We start from the raw sequence: 16091 nt of genomic DNA on the forward strand, positions 1-16091 counted from the left end.
TATTAACCTACCAAAAACTCTCATTTGCCGATATGCCATGCGGCTTCTATTCTTTCGGTGAAACGCAACAACCTTTCGATCCAGACGAGCCATCCCATGACATCTTCAGACATCCTTATCGAGCACCGCGGACCCGTGGGGCTGATCACGCTCAACAAGCCGTCCAAGCTCAATGCCTGGGACCAACCCATGCGTGACGCCATCGTGGCGGCGCTTCGTGCATTCGACGCCGACGCAGCCATCGGTGCCGTGGTGTTGACCGGCGCGGGTGAGCGCGCGTTCTCTGCAGGCCAGGACTTCGCCGAGGCGCACGACTTCGACGCCGACCGGGCGGAGGCATGGATCCGTGAGTGGGAGACCTTCTACGGCACGCTGCGACGCCTGACCAAGCCCATCGTGGCCGCGCTCAATGGCGTGGCCGCGGGGTCGGCTTTCCAGGTGGCGCTGCTGTGCGACATCCGTGTGGGCCACGACCAGGTCACGATGGGCCAGCCCGAGATCAACTCGGGCATTGCCAGCATCACGGGGCCATGGATCATGAAAGAGATCCTCGGCATGTCGCGCACCATCGAACTGACCCTGAGCGGCCGCATGATGCCCGCGCAGGAGTGCCGCGAGATCGGCTTGATCCACCACCTCGTCCCACGCGAACAGGTGCTGGCGAAGGCGCTGGAGATTGCCGGGCAACTTGCGGCCAAGGCGCCGTTGGCCATGCGCCTTGACCGCGCTTGGTTCGCCGACATGACCGAGGCGGGCTTCCGCGAGACCATCAACGCGGCCATTCGCGCGCACCGCGAGTCGTATGCATCCGGCGAGCCGGCGCGCAAGATGGAAGCCTTCATGGCTGCGCGTGGCCACGCGCTGGAAGGAGCCCAGCGATGATCGAGATGCCGCCCGTGGGCGACGAGACGCTGCGCCGCATCATGGACCGCAGGGCCCTGGAAGATCCGGGCCACGTGTTGCTGAAGTTCCAGGACCGCGACCACACGTTCGGCGAGATCGACGCCCAGGTCAACCGCGTGGCCAACGCCCTGCTGGCTCGGGGCCTGGTGCCCGGCGACCGCGTGGCGCTAATGCTGCCCAGCCATCCGGACCATCTGGTGGCGATTCTGGCGCTCGCTAAGGTCGGACTGGTTCGGGTGCCGGTCAACACCAGTTTCAAGGGCGCGTCGCTTGCCTATCCGTTCGAAGCCTTCGCGCCGCGTGCGCTGATCGCCGACAACGCCCACGCCGACGTGCTGGCAGAGGCACTGCCCGCGGACGCAGTCGAGATGACGCTGTGGCGCGGCGGCGCGGCAGACGACTTCGCCGCCCTGCTGGCGCACGCCGACAGCTCGCCGCCTTCGGTGGAGCCGGGGCCGGACGACATCATCGCCCTCACCCCCAGCTCGGGCACCACCGGCGCTCCCAAGGGCGTGAACAAGTCGGACCGCACGCTGCGCGCGGGTCCCATGGGCACGCTGCGCCTCACCGGCGCGCAGCCGGGCGATGTGTTCCTGCTCTGGGAGTCGCTGCACCACGGCGCGGGCGTGGCGGTGTGCATTGCCGCCATCCTGCAGAAGCTGACGCTGGCAATGGTGGAGAAGTTCAGCGCCTCGCGGTTCTGGGACCAGTGCCGCCAGTACGGCGTCACGCACGTTCACTACCTCGGCGGTGTGCTGCCCATGCTGCTCAAGCAGCCGCCCAGGGAAGACGACCGCGATCACCAGGTGCAGATCGCCTGGGGTGGCGGCTGCCCGCCCGAAGTCTGGGACGTGTTCGCCGATCGCTTCGGCGTGGAGATTCGCGAGGGCTATGGCCTGTCGGAAATGATCACCTTCGTCACGGTCAACCCGCAGGGGCCGAAGTTCTCCATCGGCCAGCCGCTGTCGTACTTCGAACTCCAGCTCACGGATGAAGCCGGCCACGAGGTTCCCGTCGGTCAGCCGGGCGAAATCTGCGTGCGCTCGCGTGTACCAGGGCTGCAGTTCCTGGGCTACTTCCGCGACGAGGAGGCCACGCAGGCCGCGCAGCGCGGCGAGTGGTTCTGCAGCGGCGACCTGGCACGGCGCGACAGTGACGGCTACTACTACTTCGCCGGCCGCAAGAAGGACATGGTGCGCCGACGCGGCATCAACATCTCGGCCTGGGAGGTCGAGCGCGTGATTGGCGAGCATGCCGCCATCGCCGAGTGCGCGGTGGTCGGCGTGCCGAGCGAACTGGGCGATGAAGAGCTGAAGCTCTTCGTGCGGTTGGCCGACGGTGCGCAGCTTGCGCCGCAAACGCTGGTGGACTGGTGCAAGCCGCGCATGCCGGCCTTTCAGGTGCCTCGCTTCATCGCCTTCATCGAAGAGTTTCCCAAGACCCCGACGCAGCGCATCCGCAAGAACGAGCTGCCCCGCAATCTCTCTGGCGCATGGGACGCCGAGCAACCCCGGAGCTGAGCATGACAACCCTGATGATGATGAAGAAGTACATCAAGCCCTGCATGGTCGCCTGCGCGGTGGCCCTGGCCGGCGTGTCGGCCTCCGCGCAGGACTACCCGGCCCGCCAAGTGACGATGGTCGTGGGCTACTCGGCCGGTGGCGCGGTGGACGCCGTGGCGCGCCTGCTGTCGCAGAAGCTCGGCGAGGCGCTGGGCAAGCCCGTGGTGGTGGACAACAAGGCGGGGGCTTCGGGCAACATCGGCGCCCAGTTCGTGGCCAAGGCTCAGCCGGACGGCCACACGCTCTTGATGGCGCCCGTCACCACCTATGCGATGAACTCGCTGCTCTACCCCGCCACGGCGGGCTACCAGCTCGACAAGGACTTCGCAGGCGTCTCGGTCGTGGGCTACCTGCCACTGGTGCTCGTGGTCAACGATGCGCTGCCCGCCCGTTCGGTGGCCGACCTGGTGAAGGCGGCCAAGGCCAAGCCCGGCGGTCTGGACTACGGCTCATCAGGCAACGGCTCTATCGAGCATGTGATGGGCGAAATGTTCAAGCAACAAGCCGGCATTAGCATGGTTCACATTCCCTATCGCGGCGCGTCGCTCGCCATTACCGACGTGATGGCCGGGCAACTGAGCCTGATGTTTGCCACCGTGCCCACGGCTGTGGCCAACTTGAAGAGCGGCAAACTGCGCGTCCTGGCCGTGACGACGCCCGAGCGCATCGGCGCGTTGCGAGATGTGCCCACTGCGCGCGAAGCGGGCTATCCCGGTCTTGAGGCCGGATCCACCTACGCCATCCTTGCACCGGCAGCCACGCCCCGGCCCGTCGTTCAGCGCCTGAACCAGGAAATCGCCAAGATCCTGCAGATGCCCGACGTGCAGGCGCGTTTCCAGGTTCTGGGCATCGAGCGCGCCGGTTCCACGCCCGAGGAGGCCACGCAGCGCCTGGGCCAGGAGCTCACCAAGTGGGGCAAGGCGATCAAAGACAGTTCCGTCAAGGTGGATTGACAGCATGCCTTCTCCTTCCTCTTCTTCCTCCGACATCCATGTCGAACAACGCGGTGAGGGCCACGCCCTGGTCACCATCTCCCGGCCGCTTCGACGCAACGCCTGCAACTTCGCGGCCTGGACCGACCTGAAAAACGCCTTCGAGACGTTGGGCGCCGATCCGGCGGTCAAGCTCATCGTGCTCACCGGCGCGGGCGGGCACTTCTGCGCGGGCGACGACGTGGTCGCCTTCTCGGCCGTCACCGACGAGGCGGAAAAAGACGTCTGGCGTGCGCGCATCCAGGCGTGCTACGCGGCGGTGCAGTCGGCGCCCAAGCCGGTCATTGCAGCGATCTCCGGCGTGTGCGTGGGCGGAGGGTGCAGCCTGGCCATGTGCTGCGACTTCCGCGTGGGCGACGCCACGGCGCGCGTGGGCGTGCCCGTGGCCAAGCTCGGCCTGGTGTATCCCACCATCCAGCTGCAACGACTGTCGTGGCTGATCGGCGCGTCGAATGCGCGGCGCTGGGTGTACGAGGCCGCGCTGTACGGCGCCGCCGAGTCGCACCGCGTCGGCTACCTCGACGCGCTCACCGACGGCGACGTGACGCAAGCCGCTTTCGCCTTCGGTGTGGGCATGGCCCGGGCCGCGCCGCTGTCCATCGCGGGTTCCAAGGCGCAGCTCAATGCCGTGCTGGCCGGCCAGGTCGATCGGGAGCGCGAGCGCCTTGACGCCATGGTCCTGCGCGCCGACCGCAGTGAAGATTTCCGCGAGGCGGCGCAAGCCTTCGCGCAGAAGCGGCCACCGGTCTTCAGAGGACGATAGAAAGCCATCCGCCGCGCTGGGGCGAGTCCCGGCGTCGAAAGGCCTTGGGACCGCGCCCCCCATCACGCAGCCTGCCTGCCACCCATGACGACCCCCTCTTCACGAGCCAGCCCCCGACTCCTTCCCTTCCATCGCCTTCATCGGCGGCGGCAACATGAGCAGCGCCATCGTCGGCGGATTGGTCCGACAGGGCCTACCTGCCGACTGCATCACGGTGGTCGAGCCCTTCGAAGCAGCACGCCAGCGATTGCGCGAACAGTTCGACGTACGGCTGCTGGCATCGGCCAGCAGCGCGCTGGACGGCGTTGCCATGGTGGTCTGGGCCATCAAGCCGCAAGCGTTCCATGACGCTGCAACTGCGGTTGCGCCGTACACACCGCATGCCCTGCATCTGAGCGTGGCCGCTGGCATTCGAACCGGCAGCATGGCGCAGTGGCTGGGCACGGAGCACATCGTGCGAGCGATGCCGAACACGCCCGCCCTGGTCGGGTCGGGCATGACCGGGCTCTTCGCCCGTGCGGGCGTGAGCGATGTGCAGAAGCTGCTTGTCGAGCAGGTCATCGGCGCCACCGGCCAGTTCCTGTGGGTGCAGCATGAAGCGCATCTGGACGCGGTCACCGCGCTGTCTGGCTCCGGTCCGGCGTATGTCTTCTACTTTCTGGAAGCCATGGCGCAAGCAGGTGCAGACATGGGCCTGTCTGCCGACCAGGCGCACCAGTTGGCTGTCGCGACCTTCGTCGGCGCATCGCATCTTGCGGCGCATGCCAGCGAGCCGCCGGGCGTGCTGCGCGAGCGCGTCACCAGCAAAGGGGGCACCACCCATGCCGCGTTGGAAAGCATGCACGCCAGCGGTGTGGCGGCTCATTTCATTGCGGCGATGCGGGCGGCGGAACAGCGCGCCACGGAACTGGGTGACGAGTTCGGCGGCTGAGAACCTAACACGCTCGTCCGCATCACTCAGCGGCTGCCTCGCCGCTCGCCACCATTCGTGCTCGGGGCTGTTGTTGACCCGCGCTTGCGGCCTTTTCTTTGCCCTTCTCCCCCCATGGACAGCTTGCAGTTCCTGCGATGGCTCGGAATCATGCTCCAAGCCCCCGGTCGCTGGCACCAGATGGTTGCAGTCTTGGTCAGCCCAGATCCTTGTTCGGATTGACGAGGTACTTCTCGCCGGTGGACGCCTTGCCGTAGGCCGCGATAGCGTCGAGCTGCAGCGCCTCACTCATCGACACCTCGCGCGTGTAGTGGCTTGCAAACGTTGTATTGAGTTCGGATGCCACGCGTTGCTTCAGTCGCTCAACCGTGGCCGCGCCGACCTTCTGCAGGAACGGGAACAGCAGCCAGCCGGCCATGCCCCATGACATGCCGAAGCCACGGGTGAATTCCGTCGCCCCCCGATCGAGGCTGCCGTAGATGTAGACCTGCTTGTGAACGGTCGAGCCGTAGCGGTTGTATTCCTTCGCGCTGCGGTTCGCGGCGGCTTCCATCGCCATGATGATCTGGCCCGCCAGTTTGCCGCCGCCGATGGCGTCGAAGGCCAGTGTTGCGCCGGTCTCAGCCAGCGCGTTCGTCAGGTCGTCCATGAAGGCCGATGAGGTGCTATTGCAGACGTACTTCGCGCCGAGTTCGTGCAGCAGCGTTTCGTGCTCGGGCTTGCGCACGATGTTGACGAGGCCGATCCCGTCTTTCAGGCAAGCCTTGTTGAGCATCTGCCCCAGGTTCGACGCCGCCGCGGTGTGGACCAGCGCGGTGTGGCCTTCCCGCTTCATCGTCTCGATCATGCCCAGGGAGGTGACCGGATTGACGAACCATGAGGCACCCTCGGCGGCTGTCGTGCCCTCGGGCAGTGGCAGGCACTGCGCGACGTTGACCGCGCAGTACTGCGAATACATCGCGCCGCCGATCACGCCCACAGTCTTGCCGAGCAAGGCCTGCGCGGCCGGTGAGCGCCCGGCGCCGACCACGACGCCGGCGCCTTCGTAGCCGACCGGCACCGACTCGTCCAGACGGCCCGCCACGGCCGGCAGCATGCGCGGCGGCACGGTGGCAGTGACGACCGGCCGGTCGGCCGTGCCGGAGGCCCTCGCGGTCGACATGTCGGCCATGCCGAATAGCACCATCAGGTCCGACGGATTCATCGGGGCCGCGTCGATGCGCACGAGCACCTCGTCGACTTTCGGTTCGGGCATCGGCACCTCGGCGAGCGAAAGTTCAAGCTCGCCGCCGGTACGGACGATGGAGCGGAGTTGCAGTGGCATGGGGGTGTCTCGTGAGTTGGACGAAAGCGGGTTCATGGAAGCTGAACGCCTCCGATCACCAGGACTCGCGGAACGGCCGCACTTCGGTCAGGAACGACCAGGCCGAACGCGGCTGGTGGGTGACGTGCCAGACCTCTTCGGCGATGTCGGATGGGTTGATGAAAAACTCATCCGGCTTGTCGGCCATCCGCGCGCGGGCCCAAGGCACGTCGATGACCGCGTCGATCATCATGAAGGACACGTGCACGCCCCGCGGCCCCATCTCGCGGGCGATGGACTCGGCCAGGATGCGCTGCGCAGCCTTGCTCGGCGCAAAGCCGGCAAAAGCAGCCTTGCCACGAACGGCCGAGGTGTTGCCCGTCACCAGCAAGGCGCCGCCCCCTGCTGCCTCCATCCGCGGCGCCGCCCACTGGGCAAGGTGCAGCAGCGCCATGACATTGATCTGGAAATTCTGCTGGAGGACTTGCGGCTCGATGTCGAGGAAGTTTCCGAAGGCGCCACCCACGGCGTTGTGGATCACCACCTTGGGGACGCCGGCACGTTGCTCGATGACATCGAGGGCGGCCGTGAGTGCCGCAGGGTCGGCCACATCGCAGGGGACCGCAAAGGCGTTTGGAAGTTCGCCCTCGAGATCGGTCAAGCGCTCGACGGTGCGCGCGAGCATGGCCACCTGATAGCCGCCATCGTGGAACCGCCGGACCATTGCCGAGCCGGTGCCAGGCCCTACGCCGGTGATGATGACAAGCGGCCTCATGCGGCCTGCTCCAGGCGAGCTTGCACGAAGTGCAGGCGGTCATTGCCGAAGAACATATCGTTCTCCACGAACAGGGTCGGCGCGCCAAACACGCCCCGCGCTGCTGCCCCGGCTGTTGCCTCGTCCAGGAGGGCCTGCGCGGCCGGCGAGTCCATTTGCGTTTCAAGCGCCTCAGCGTCGAACCCCGCGACACCCAGCAGGGCTGCGACCTCGGCCGCTGTCGCCAGCGGCGCCGGAGTCGACCAAAACGCGTTGAAGATCGCGTGCACCGCCGCGGGCATGGCGCCCAGTTGCCCAGCCACGAGCGTGGCGCGCAGCAGGCGGCTGGCGTCGATCTCCGAACCCTGGGGATGCCGGTTGAGTGGAACCCCATAGTGGGCAGCCCATCGGCCCATGTCGGTCATCACGTAGCGCCCTTTGGGGGCGCAGGTGATACTCGTCGGCACGTTCCCTACCGCTCTCATCAGCGCCCCAATTTCGAACGGATGGAAGGCGATCTCGACATCCATCTTCCGGACCTGAGACAGTGCAAGAAAGCTGTAGGGGCTGCGATAGTCGAAGTAGAAGTCGATCGTTTTCATTGGCGGTTCCTTTGAGAGTCCGTGGTTGTGAATGATGTTTAGCGTCTGCGGCTGGCTCCGCGCTTGGTTGCGAACTTCACGAGATGGGGCCGAACTCCGGCGCGAAGGCCCGATGGTTCGCAAGGCGGTCGAAGTGCGCCATCGCCCGGGGAAACCGCTCAGGGGCGTTGTCCAGGATCGGCGCCTCGCCAAGCGCGATGAGCGCTTCGCTATGGTCCAGTTCATTATGTAAAAGGGCGAGTTCGCAGGCGAAGCAGATGTCGGCCAAGCTCACCCCCTCGCCGACCAGCGCCAGGCGGGCCGGCTCCAGGGCCCGGTCGATCCCGGTCATGTAGGTCGTGAATGCCTCGTCGGCGCGAGCGTGGACGTCCGCTGCGAGTTCGGAGCCTTGCATGGCGAGGAGGTAAATCTGCGTGTCGCGACCGAACACCAGGCTGACATCCAGAAAGCTGTCGATCCGCGAGGCCTCGAATGGATCGCGGCCATATAGACCGCTCTGCTTCGCCTGGCGGGCGACGGCGCGCATGATGCTGTTGGACTCGAAGATGCCGACCTGCCCGTCCCCGTTGAAAGCCGTGGGGACCGTTCCGAACGGCTGCGCAATAAGAAAGGCGTTGGTCTTGTAGAGCTTGCGGCCCTTGAACCCGATGCGGCCCATGCGCTCAGCGGCGGCGCGTTCCTCGGCGGACACTTCGCTCAAAGGACGGGCGTCGAAGTGCCAGAGCCAGAGCCAGTCTACGAGTTCGGCGCCCGCGGCGCCCCGCACCTCCAACTCGACGCCGCCGATGCGCGCGGCGATGACTGCCTTCCACACGCGAGGATTGGGCAAGTAGGAAAAGATCCGCACCTCGGCCATTGCGCTGACTCCATGGTGCGCCGTCAAGCAGGCGGCGCAGTTTTGTTCGTCCAGTGGGCTGTGGGGTCGGCGACTGCCGACACCGTCTACTGTTTCATGCCCCATTCTGAATGACAACCATCATCCTGTCTGTCACATTGGTTCGCCAGAAGATGTTTCAACTGCACTGGTTTACCCGGAGACGGGATTCATCTAGCAGGATGCGAAGGCATGACCCCGGCAGGGCGCATTGCTGGAGCGCCGACCGTACAGGGAGGCGCTATGTAAGCTGGACGGGCGTGCCGGTCAGCACCTCGGAGTCGGCACTCGGCACTCGGCACTCGGCACTCGGCACTCAGCACTCGGCACTCAGCACTCAGCACTCGGCACTCAGCACTCAGCACTCAGCACTCAGCACTCAGCACTCAGCACTCAGCACTCAGGCAGTTTGAATTGCATCACCTGCGGCGAGAACCCGCCAGCGCTCGCCGTGGAGCGCGAGGACCTGACATGCTCCGCAGTTGCTGAGCGCGCGCCAAGGGAAACGCGGCAAGGCGCAAGGCCAAGGCTGCGACTCAGGTTTCGTCCTGGTTGCCTGAGAGCGCCCGCTCATTGGGCTCGTTGAGCGTCACCAGCTGCTCGCGTACGCTGCGGAGCAGGTCGTCCGAGCGGGCAGCGTCAGTCATCGCCCGCGACAGGGCCAGAGCACCCACCATGGCGCTGACGGCTAACATCGCTCTGGAATCGTCGTCGTCGCCAAGGTGTCGCCGAGCGGCGGCAATATAGTCCTCGATGGAGCCCGCCATGATCGACTTGGCCTGGGCGTCGGCGCGTCCGACATCGGAGATCAACGCCGAGACTGCGCACCCAGTGCTGCGGGAGTCCCGATGCCTGGTGCTCAGATAGTCGCTGACGAAGCCCGCGAAGCCGAGCGGACGCGCTGATTTCTGCCTTACCGCCGACCGACGCACACCATCATCCAGGGCGCGCCTGAGCGCCTGGGCGAGCAAGTCCGCACGAGATGCAAAATGGCCGTAGAAGCCGCCATGCGTGAGGTTCACGCTCTTCATGAGCTTGCCCACGCTCACCGACTCGAGTCCGCCGTCTCGAATCTGGTCGGCGGCCTCCTTCAGGATCCGCTCTCGACTTTGCGCTTTTTCGGCCTGCGAATGTCCCAAGGCAAATGCCCCCATGCAATCCGACCATCTGGATGACGGTCGACATCCATTGTAGGCATTGATGATCGGGAGATGCATTCGGCCCTGGAGCATCGTTTGCGCCTCCGCTTCAAGCCGCCGAGAGCAGCGCTCGAACCAACTGCTGCGGCATCGACAGGAACGGGCTGTGATCCGAGTCCAGTTGCAGCACCTGCGTCTTGTTGGCAGGCGTGGCGGCGTCTGCCTGCGCCACCATCAGGTCCTGCATCGCCGGCGGGATGGTGTTGTCCGCGCTGGTCCGGATGTAAGTACGCGGGATGGCTCCCCAGCGCTGAACCGATGTGGCAATTGGCGTGACCATCGCACCGATCGGAATATCCGGCGACAGCAGATTGAGAGCGGCGCGCGCTGTTGCAGCGTCCACTTTCCCGTAGAACAAATTGATAAGCCCTGCGCGATAGCTATCGTCCGTGGATGCGGGGTCGAGTCGCAGGGCGCCGGTAACACCAGGGTCGCTGCGCAGCAGCGGTGTCAAAAGCGATGGCGGTGCCTGTTCATCAGGGGGAAATTCCACCATCGGCTGGCCGTCCTTGGGCATGAATGCCGCGAGGTAGACCAGGCGCGCAATCTTGCCGGGGCCCAGCAGTTCAGCAGCAGCATGGATTGCACCACCGCCCATGCTGTGGCCCACGACGATCGGCGCCGGGAAGCCGGCGGCGAGCAGGGATTCGACAGCATCGGCCACGGCCCGAGCGTAGTCGGCCAACGTGATACCTGCGATCGGTGAGCGTTCAGTCGCCAGTGCCGCTGTCCGGGGTTGAACGTCGAACGCCGCTGGGAATACCGCATTGAGGCCATGCCCCGGCAAGTCGATTGCCAGAACCGGGTGGCCGGCGGCAGCGAGCAATAGGCTGATCTTGCCCCAGCACCAGGTGCCATGCCAGGCGCCGTGAACCAGCAGGTATGGGCTTTTTGGCAAGAGTGCTGGCGTCGGTGCTGCCTGCGTTCCCCCGCACCCGGCCAGGGCCGCGCCCGAGACCGCAAGGGCTGAAGAGATGATGGCGCGTCGAGAAGGAAGCATCGCGATGTCTCCGTGGGATTTGGTTCCGGAGCATCGGTGGTGTGCGGCATTGGCCCTACTGCCTCAGTGCAATTCGGCGGTTTGCGTGCAAATCGTCGACTCGGGATTTTCCCTCTTGTGAGTCGACTACTGCCGGACCATCGTCGTTTCCAGTGAACTCCATAACACCCTTCCCTCCCATCGAGTTCGATCATGGGGGCACAGGCCTGTGCGGCCTCCGTGTGGCGGACAGCCATGATGTTGATGAATCACCCAAGCAAACCGCGCCCTTCTTTGGTGAATGCCGGCTTCAGCGGCTGCGGCGTGACGACGTGTTCCATGGCACGCTCGATTGCGTTCCCATGGGGCCGGTGTCATTCAATCGCACACGCTGGGGCGCGCGTGTTTCGCTTCAACCTGTATCGGAGGCCTTGCAGGGCTACTACCTGATCAGCCTGCCGACTCGAGGAGCAGCGCAAGTACGCCAGGGCGACGAATTGCACCAGCTGGTTGCACAGAGTCCAGGCGTCTTCAGTCCAGTTCGCACCTTCTCAATGGAAGTGCATGAGGGATATGACCAACTGCTGATCCGCGTTGATAGCTCATTGATTGCGGATGCTTGGCAGGGGCTGACCGGCCGACCGCTGATAGCACCTTTAATCTTCCAAACCTCCCTGCCCGCGCGCCCGCAGCTGACCCAGGCGTGGCACGGCATCGTCGCCCTTGCCGGTATAGCGTCGGCGCTCGCGCCAGCCGGCAAGGCGCGTCAATTCGCACAAGCATCGCTGGCAGACGCATTGGCATCGCTTCTGCTGACCCAGCATGCCCACAACCAGCAGTCCACGCTCGACGCAGGTGCAACCTGCATGGCCTCGCCGCGGATCGTCACGCAGGCCGAGGAGTTCATGCTGCGGCGGCTGCGAGCCCACGTCTCGGTGAACGACCTTTGCATCGAATGCGGCGTGTCTCGCCGCACGCTGTTCGCCGCCTTTCAGTCTTGCCACGGCACAGGTCCGATGACCTGGCTACGGAAAAGGCGGATGGAAGCGGTGCGGGGCGCGCTGCAAAAACCGAGCCGCGGCGGAATTCGCGTGGCCGACATCGCTCTCGAGTACGGGTTCGCTCACGTCGGCGACTTTGCCGGGGCGTATCGGCGGCAATTTGGCGAGGCGCCTTCACAGACGCTAAGGCGTGGCTGGGCGTATGCTTGAGATGTCAGCCAAGGATCCTCACGATTGTTGGATTCCGCCGATCTCTGACCCTCGAGGGTCAATTTACGGCGGCAATCAACGAAGAGCGCTCTGCCCGGCGCCAAGCGCGAAGAGGCGCAACGACGCAAGTCGCGTATGGTACCTAACGCACTTCGTTGATGTAGACGTGGTCCTTTGTTAACGCACGTCGCACGCCCACGATAGTGGGAACGTTGGACTGATCGAAAGCAACTTCCTCGATCATCATGATGGCAGCAGGTGTCTGTATACCAAGAAGCCGAGCATCGTCAGCCGAGGCGAGTTCGGCGCTGAGCTCTTCTCTCACTGCCGAAATTTTGATCCCATACCGCTCGACAAGAAAGGTATAGACGAGTTGAGGAACGTCTTCGTTTCTAAGGGGAAAATCCGGCACGCGTTCAGCCGCCAGAATGAAAGTGTCGAGCATTACCGGTTGCGCGTTCACCAAGCGAAGACGCTCGAGTCGAATAACGTCCGCACCGGCGTCGAGTCCAAGCTTTTCCTGCACCACGGAGTTCGCCTTTTCACGCACTACAGCAAGCACCCGAGCTTCGGAATGGACCAGCGAGCCGTCTCGTCTGTGCAGTCGGAAGTACTTGAAGAAGTACCTCAGTCCTCGATGTGCAGTGCGCCCGGTAACGACCGTTCCCGTCTTGCGTCGACGGCTCAACAGACCCTCTGCTGCGAGATCGAGCAGAGCGCGCCTCACCGTTCCGACTGCGACACCCATGGTGTTGGCCAGCGAGATCTCGCTGGGCAACACATGACCTGGTGGCCAAGCCCCCAGGTCGATGGCCTCGGAAATCTGGCGCTTGACGACTTCGTGCAGCGGCGAACTCGACAGTTCAGTGATGCGCTGCACAGGCGAGTTGTCGCCTGCCGCCTGCGCGGATCGTTCTTCGACTTCGAGCATCTGTTCCCGTCCGGTGGCTCAACTGTAATGTTTATATTTTGCCAGGAATAGGTCGCACGTTTGTGCCCGGTCGATGGCCTAGCCCCTCGGGGGCCGACTCGGGCGTGGGGCCTGTTTGGGTGCCCCCGCGGTCAATCCAGAACTGCCATTTTTTGGTCGCGATTCCGCCTTGGAGAGCTTTTTTCCGGTGAAGTCATCGGGATCGATCGGAAATCGTGAATTACTCGGTTCCGCAGATCTCGAGGATTGCGATCATGTAGATTCGGATCATGTCCAGGTAATCGGAGATGTCGACACGTTCGTCAGGCATCGTGTTATAGCGGCCGCCGGGACCGCAGACCACGCCTTCCATTCCGGCTGCCGCATACAAATGACCCGCGTCAGTCCCGAAGAAGCCAGCGGGCTTGATGGCGCCAGTCGGTTGCTCCATGCCGCGCACTTTCCTGAACGCTTCGTTGACAACCTTGACGATGCGAGAGTTCTTGTCGACCTCGAAGGGCGGCATGGTCGGGCGTCCCGTGTGCTTCTCGGCGACGACGGTGGCTTTCAGGCCAGGGTGTTCTTTTTCGAGCGTGTCCAGCAATCGCCGCAGGTCACCCAAGGCATCGGCTTCGGTCTGGCCCGGTGCGTAGCGACACACGCCACGCAAGCGAACAAAGTCCGACACCTGCGGCGGACGCCATCCGTGCAAGTCCTTGCCCAGTGCGCCATTGACGATACCGACATGGCCGCGGTTGATAGATCGATGCTCCTCGCTCTTTGCGTTGCTGAAGGTCATGGCATTGATTCGCGGGATCAGCACGCACGCTGCCGCAATGGCATCCACTGCTTCCTCGCGCTTGGACAGATGGCGAGTCACACCCGTCAACTCGATCGTGTACGACAGCGAAGCTGCGTGCATCGTTACCGCGGACAGGTCGGTCGGCTCGCTGTTGATGAAGTAGTCTGCACTTACGCCCTGCTGAATGGCCGCCAGTGTCCCGACGCCGCCCTGGAGCTCGCCGACCACGAAGGTGAGCACGACATCGCCCTCGACCCTGACGCCTGCATCGATCAGCGTCTTCACCGCGCAGAAGTACGCAGCATCGCCGGCCTTCATGTTCGACACACCGATGCCATAGATGAACTTGTCGTCCACCTTGCCGGCCCATGGATCGACCGTCCACCCCTCCGAGACGGGGTTCGTGTCGAGATGACCGTTGAAAAGCAGGCTCTTTCCGCCTCCGGTGCCCTTCCAGGTTCCGATTGCGTTTGCGCGGGTCTCGTTGACAGGGGTGAGCGCCGCCTCCAAGCCGATGGCACGCATCTGCTCGACCATGTATCTCGCTAGCACGCGCTCATCATCGGTTTCGGGATAGCTCTTGTGCTGCACCATCTTGGAGAGAAACTCGAGGGCAGCGGACTCGTCAACGCGGTCCAGCAACTGATCAACATTCATGGGGCAACTTCCAATTCAAGAGCAAGGCTGGCGTAGTCGCCAACCGGAGTGGGTACAGCGTCGAGCAAGGAGCGCGTGTAGGCATGCCGCGATGGAGAATCCACCTCGGCGGTTTCGAGGAGATCGACCAGGTCGCCCCGGTACATGACGGCGATGCGATGGGCAATCTGGCGCACGAGGTTCAGGTCATGCGTGATGAACAGGTAGGCGGTGCCGAACTGCTTTTGCAACTCGATGAGAAGCTCGACGACCGACGCCTGAACGGAAACGTCGAGTGCCGACGTAATCTCGTCGCAAATAACCAGCTTGGGACGGGAGGCAAATGCGCGGGCAATGGCGACCCGTTGCTTCTCACCGCCCGAGAGCTGATGCGGGAAGCGGTTCATGTACTCACGCGGCAGGCGTACCTGTTCCAGGAGGTCGCCGATGATCTGTGTGTATTGGCCTGACGGCGTGTCGGTGTACAGCTTCAACGGGCGCGACAGGATGTCACGGACGCGTTGGCGCGGATTGAGCGAGGCGTCGGGGTGCTGGAAGATCATCTGCACATCCCGCCGGTAGTGCTTCCCCATGTCCTTCGCGCCGTCGATCTGTTTGCCTGCAAAGAAGAGCTGGCCCTCGAAGGGATTGAGGCCGGTCAGGGCCTTGGCCAGCGTCGACTTGCCAGAACCGGACTCACCCACCACGCCGAGAATCTCACCGGGCTTGATGGCAATGCTGATAGCACGGTTGCCGACGATGCTGGCTTTGCGCTTGCCGAGCAACCTGGCGAATGCCGAAACGCCGCCGTAGGTCACGCTCAGCGTTTTGGCTTCGACCAACGCTTGGCCGTTTGTCTTCGCGGGGGCGTCGACGAGACGGTGATCGGGCCGGGGCACGGCGCCGATCAGCCGCTTCGTATAGGGATCGGCGGGATGGGTGAACACCTGCTCCACGTCGCCTTGTTCGACGATGACGCCCTTGTGGATCACTGCCACCCGGTCGGCCACCTGGGAAACCAGTGCAAGGTCGTGCGAGATGTACAGCGAGGCCACGTGCGTCTCGGCCTGGAGCTCGGCGAAAAGATCAAGGATCTGCCGTCCAGTGATGACATCCAATGCGGTGGTCGGCTCGTCGAAGATGATGCATTCCGGCCTGCAAGCGAAGGCTGTGGCGATCACGACGCGCTGCTTTTCACCACCGGACGCTTCGTGTGGGTAGCGGCGCATCATCCCCGCTGGGTCCTTGAGGCCGACGCGGTCGAGCATGGCAATGCCCTCCATGGCTGCCTGCCTGCGGGTCAGGTTGCGATGCCGGACCAGCACTTCCGTCAGCTGCTCCCCAAGCGACAGGGTTGGATTCAGAGAGGTACTCGGGTCCTGGAACACCATGCTGATGCGGCGCCCGCGAATAGAATCGATTCGCTTCGGAGCGACCTTCAACAGGTCTTCGCCGACCAGCTTGATGCTCCCGCTCGTCTCGATGGCGTTACCCGCGAGGTAGCGCATGATCGACCAGGCCAGCGAAGTCTTTCCGGAACCGGACTCGCCAACCAGGCCGAGGACTTCGTCGCGATCGATCGTCAGGTTGAGATTGGCCAGTGCATGGAAGCGACCGTTCGGGGTCGCGTAATCGAGCGAGTAGTCTTTGACTTCAAGGACGTGATCCAT

The 16091-nt window shown here is 64.1% G+C and carries 15 protein-coding genes; 6 read left to right on the forward strand and 9 right to left on the reverse strand.

The annotated features are described in order from the left end of the window. Positions 1 to 96 precede the first annotated feature (96 nt). The 5 genes from AC1DSF_RS08660 to proC all read left to right on the forward strand — a co-directional run bounded on the left by AC1DSF_RS08660 (position 97) and on the right by proC (position 5151). Entirely contained in the window at positions 97 to 882 is a 786-nt protein-coding gene (locus AC1DSF_RS08660; RefSeq protein ID WP_478182660.1) for an enoyl-CoA hydratase/isomerase family protein, read from the forward strand. Continuing rightward, positions 879 to 2423, forward strand: coding sequence for an AMP-binding protein (locus AC1DSF_RS08665; protein ID WP_478182661.1), 1545 nt, complete (start codon positions 879 to 881; stop codon positions 2421 to 2423). Before AC1DSF_RS08660 ends, AC1DSF_RS08665 begins: the two co-directional genes overlap by 4 nt. Positions 2424 to 2425: 2 nt before the next feature. After that, positions 2426 to 3418, forward strand: a complete 993-nt coding sequence (locus AC1DSF_RS08670) for a Bug family tripartite tricarboxylate transporter substrate binding protein (RefSeq protein WP_478182662.1) — start codon at positions 2426 to 2428, stop codon at positions 3416 to 3418. Between the two features lie 4 nt (positions 3419 to 3422). Continuing rightward, the gene (locus tag AC1DSF_RS08675; protein WP_478182663.1) at positions 3423 to 4220 is read left to right on the forward strand and encodes an enoyl-CoA hydratase/isomerase family protein; all 798 of its coding nucleotides are present in this window, start codon (positions 3423 to 3425) and stop codon (positions 4218 to 4220) included. A gap of 154 nt (positions 4221 to 4374) precedes the next feature. Continuing rightward, positions 4375 to 5151 (forward strand): pyrroline-5-carboxylate reductase, encoded by a 777-nt coding sequence (gene proC / locus AC1DSF_RS08680; protein ID WP_478182664.1) that lies wholly within the window; start codon positions 4375 to 4377, stop codon positions 5149 to 5151. Positions 5152 to 5347: 196 nt separating this feature from the next. Here proC and AC1DSF_RS08685 read toward each other — a convergent pair whose 3' ends face one another. The 6 genes from AC1DSF_RS08685 to AC1DSF_RS08710 all read right to left on the reverse strand — a co-directional run bounded on the left by AC1DSF_RS08685 (position 5348) and on the right by AC1DSF_RS08710 (position 10883). Next, positions 5348 to 6475, reverse strand: a complete 1128-nt coding sequence (locus tag AC1DSF_RS08685; protein WP_478182665.1) for a zinc-binding dehydrogenase — start codon at positions 6473 to 6475, stop codon at positions 5348 to 5350. Between the two features lie 55 nt (positions 6476 to 6530). Further along, entirely contained in the window at positions 6531 to 7229 is a 699-nt protein-coding gene (locus tag AC1DSF_RS08690; RefSeq protein ID WP_478182666.1) for an SDR family NAD(P)-dependent oxidoreductase, read from the reverse strand. After that, on the reverse strand, positions 7226 to 7810 hold the full coding sequence (locus AC1DSF_RS08695; RefSeq protein ID WP_478182667.1) for a 2-hydroxychromene-2-carboxylate isomerase: 585 nt from the start codon (positions 7808 to 7810) through the stop codon (positions 7226 to 7228). The genes AC1DSF_RS08690 and AC1DSF_RS08695 overlap by 4 nt, the downstream gene beginning before the upstream one ends. Positions 7811 to 7886: 76 nt before the next feature. Next, the gene (locus tag AC1DSF_RS08700) at positions 7887 to 8666 is read right to left on the reverse strand and encodes a glutathione S-transferase family protein (RefSeq protein WP_478182668.1); all 780 of its coding nucleotides are present in this window, start codon (positions 8664 to 8666) and stop codon (positions 7887 to 7889) included. 554 nt (positions 8667 to 9220) lie between these two features. Next, positions 9221 to 9838, reverse strand: a complete 618-nt coding sequence (locus AC1DSF_RS08705) for a TetR/AcrR family transcriptional regulator (RefSeq protein ID WP_478182669.1) — start codon at positions 9836 to 9838, stop codon at positions 9221 to 9223. Positions 9839 to 9932: 94 nt separating this feature from the next. Next, positions 9933 to 10883, reverse strand: coding sequence for an alpha/beta fold hydrolase (locus tag AC1DSF_RS08710; RefSeq protein ID WP_478182670.1), 951 nt, complete (start codon positions 10881 to 10883; stop codon positions 9933 to 9935). 221 nt (positions 10884 to 11104) lie between these two features. Here AC1DSF_RS08710 and AC1DSF_RS08715 point away from each other — a divergent pair, with 221 nt between their 5' ends. Beyond that, entirely contained in the window at positions 11105 to 12073 is a 969-nt protein-coding gene (locus AC1DSF_RS08715) for a cupin domain-containing protein (protein WP_478182671.1), read from the forward strand. Positions 12074 to 12215: 142 nt separating this feature from the next. Here AC1DSF_RS08715 and AC1DSF_RS08720 read toward each other — a convergent pair whose 3' ends face one another. From AC1DSF_RS08720 to AC1DSF_RS08730, 3 genes are all read right to left on the reverse strand, one after another. Continuing rightward, complete coding sequence (locus tag AC1DSF_RS08720) at positions 12216 to 13004, reverse strand: GntR family transcriptional regulator (protein ID WP_478182672.1); 789 nt, start codon at positions 13002 to 13004, stop codon at positions 12216 to 12218. Positions 13005 to 13224: 220 nt separating this feature from the next. Further along, positions 13225 to 14442: a M20 family metallopeptidase gene (locus tag AC1DSF_RS08725; protein ID WP_478182673.1), complete on the reverse strand. Its 1218-nt coding sequence runs from the start codon at positions 14440 to 14442 to the stop codon at positions 13225 to 13227. Next, positions 14439 to 16091 carry a dipeptide ABC transporter ATP-binding protein gene (locus AC1DSF_RS08730; RefSeq protein WP_478182674.1) on the reverse strand — a complete coding sequence of 551 codons (1653 nt, stop codon included), beginning with the start codon at positions 16089 to 16091 and terminating at the stop codon, positions 14439 to 14441. The genes AC1DSF_RS08725 and AC1DSF_RS08730 overlap by 4 nt, the downstream gene beginning before the upstream one ends.

The sequence above is a fragment of the Variovorax sp. 01N429 genome (assembly GCF_056399425.1).

Excerpts from the sequence above, each read along its gene's own strand:
- AC1DSF_RS08660 (WP_478182660.1), top strand. The coding sequence starts at position 97 with ATGACATCTTCAGACATCCTTATCGAGCACCGCGGACCCGTGGGGCTG.
- AC1DSF_RS08665 (WP_478182661.1), top strand. The coding sequence starts at position 879 with ATGATCGAGATGCCGCCCGTGGGCGACGAGACGCTGCGCCGCATCATG.
- AC1DSF_RS08670 (WP_478182662.1), top strand. The coding sequence starts at position 2,426 with ATGACAACCCTGATGATGATGAAGAAGTACATCAAGCCCTGCATGGTC.
- AC1DSF_RS08675 (WP_478182663.1), top strand. The coding sequence starts at position 3,423 with ATGCCTTCTCCTTCCTCTTCTTCCTCCGACATCCATGTCGAACAACGC.
- proC (WP_478182664.1), top strand. The coding sequence starts at position 4,375 with ATGAGCAGCGCCATCGTCGGCGGATTGGTCCGACAGGGCCTACCTGCC.
- AC1DSF_RS08685 (WP_478182665.1), bottom strand. The coding sequence starts at position 6,475 with ATGCCACTGCAACTCCGCTCCATCGTCCGTACCGGCGGCGAGCTTGAA.
- AC1DSF_RS08690 (WP_478182666.1), bottom strand. The coding sequence starts at position 7,229 with ATGAGGCCGCTTGTCATCATCACCGGCGTAGGGCCTGGCACCGGCTCG.
- AC1DSF_RS08695 (WP_478182667.1), bottom strand. The coding sequence starts at position 7,810 with ATGAAAACGATCGACTTCTACTTCGACTATCGCAGCCCCTACAGCTTT.
- AC1DSF_RS08700 (WP_478182668.1), bottom strand. The coding sequence starts at position 8,666 with ATGGCCGAGGTGCGGATCTTTTCCTACTTGCCCAATCCTCGCGTGTGG.
- AC1DSF_RS08705 (WP_478182669.1), bottom strand. The coding sequence starts at position 9,838 with ATGGGGGCATTTGCCTTGGGACATTCGCAGGCCGAAAAAGCGCAAAGT.
- AC1DSF_RS08710 (WP_478182670.1), bottom strand. The coding sequence starts at position 10,883 with ATGCTTCCTTCTCGACGCGCCATCATCTCTTCAGCCCTTGCGGTCTCG.
- AC1DSF_RS08720 (WP_478182672.1), bottom strand. The coding sequence starts at position 13,004 with ATGCTCGAAGTCGAAGAACGATCCGCGCAGGCGGCAGGCGACAACTCG.
- AC1DSF_RS08725 (WP_478182673.1), bottom strand. The coding sequence starts at position 14,442 with ATGAATGTTGATCAGTTGCTGGACCGCGTTGACGAGTCCGCTGCCCTC.
- AC1DSF_RS08730 (WP_478182674.1), bottom strand. The coding sequence starts at position 16,091 with ATGGATCACGTCCTTGAAGTCAAAGACTACTCGCTCGATTACGCGACC.